Here is a 1,806-nt window from a genome sequence, read left to right as displayed (position 1 = left end):
AGACCTCCGATGATTTTAAATGTCAAGCTGCGGCGGGTTGCGGGGCGTGTGTACCGGGCTGTCCGAAGGCTTTGAGCGGGTCGAATTCCCGCCGGTTCTGGAGGCAGTAGTAGAGCTGGCCGAGCATCTTGTTCACGAGGTGGCGCAGGGCGGCGGAGTGGCGGTCGCCGTGGGCGCGGCGGTTGAGGTAGTGCTCTCGGGCTGGGCCGGGGTTGCTGCCGGCGGCGAATCCCCAGACCCAGCCGACGGCAGCCAGCCGGTCGTTCTTGATCCGGCGGAAGGTGATCGAAATGCTGCGCCCGGACGCGCGGGTAACGGGTGCGGTTCCGGCGTAGGCCTTCAACGCGCGGGCGTCGGCGAATCTGTTGCGGTCGTCGCCGACTTCGGCGAGGACGCGGGCGCCGGTGAGGTCGGCCAGGCCGGGGAAACTGGTGATTATTGCGTGATCGGGGTGTGTGCGAAACTTCTCGGCGACGGCTTGCTCGAGGTCGTCGGCGCCGGTGCAGGCGGCGTCGAGGGTGGCGAGTAGGGCGAGGACCTGGCGGCCCATGGCCTGTTCGACCAGGTCGGGTTGGCGCAGGCCGGGACGGCGCAGCTTGGCCACGATCTCGTCGGTCAAGGCGTCGATGCCGCGTTGGCGTCCGGCCCGGCGCAGCGCGGCCGCGACGCGGACCCGGGTCAGTTTCGCCGCCGCGGCAGGGGTCGGCGCGATGGCCAGGATGGCGCGGACCTCGGGTTTAGCGAGGTTGGTGGCGGACTTGTCAGCGAAGGTGGCCAGAAACATCGGGTGGTACTCGCGCAGCAGCGAGCGCAGTTCGTTGCTGGCCTTGGTGCGCCGCCACACGGCGTCCTGCTGAGCGCGGGCCAGGACCGCGATGGCCTGGGCAAGTTCGCTGTCCGCGGGGATCGGGCGGTGCATGTGCGCATCGACGCGCAGAATATTGGCCAAGGTCATCGCGTCAGCATGATCGGACTTGGCGCGTGCCATCGTGTGGCGTTCGCGGTAACGGGCTACGGCCATCGGGTTGATCGCATAGACCGCTCGGCCAGTGGCGCGGATCGCGGCGACCATCAACCCGCGTGGGGTTTCGATCGCGACGGGGATCGGGTCCTCGGCGGTATCGCCGGCATCGGTGAGCAGCTGGGTGAGGGCGGTGAAGCCGGCCGGATCATCGGTGATCCGTCTTTTCGACACCAGGGTGCCGTTCTGGTCGACGATGGCGATGTCGTGATGGCCTTCGGCCCAATCGATCCCGCAGTAACGGCTCATCCGTCCTCCAGTTCTTCGGTTGTTTCCGCAGGTCACAAGACCCAGGCAGGAACGCGCGACGCCCTACTTACGAGCCTCGATGGGCTGGCCTCCGATGAGTTGTTCGCGCTCCCAGCGCACCCGCACGACACCGATCTCCCTGAGAGCTCGCAGCTCGCTGTCTTCGAGGTGTTCGTTCGTGCGGACGGGCTCGGACCACGATCAATGAAACGCCCGAAAATGGCTGGACAACAGTGGAATCAGCTGCCCAGCCACTTCCGGATTTGCCGCCGACGCTCGCGGTCTTGCACGAGGCCTCACCGGACCGGAGGCGTGGCAGGAGTCGCCGGACGAACAAGTCGGGGGTGGCGGTCCGGCCGCGACGACGCGCTACGTCTTGTCAAAGGGGTCTGGCCCCAGGCGTATTCCATGCGTCGTTCGCCGCGGCCGAACTGCCGAACGATCACTCCCGGACACCGCTCCCGCACGGCCTCACAGGCCAGGATTGACGCAGTCGTCGAACGCTACCGAAAGCTGGTCGTTACCAGCTAAGTAGG

At 67.1% G+C, this 1,806-nt stretch carries 1 protein-coding gene; it reads right to left on the bottom strand.

The features are described 5' to 3' along the window. Window positions 1-22 precede the first annotated feature (22 nt). Window positions 23-1,270 carry an IS110 family RNA-guided transposase gene (locus ON21_RS30410; protein ID WP_039803672.1) on the bottom strand — a complete coding sequence of 416 codons (1,248 nt, stop codon included), beginning with the start codon at window positions 1,268-1,270 and terminating at the stop codon, window positions 23-25. Window positions 1,271-1,806 lie beyond the last annotated feature (536 nt).

This window comes from Nocardia araoensis NBRC 100135 (assembly GCF_000308435.1).
Classification (GTDB): Bacteria; Actinomycetota; Actinomycetes; order Mycobacteriales; family Mycobacteriaceae; genus Nocardia; species Nocardia araoensis.
The sequence above is the reverse complement of the archived record's forward strand: the minus strand, read 5'-3'. Positions and strand labels throughout refer to the sequence as shown.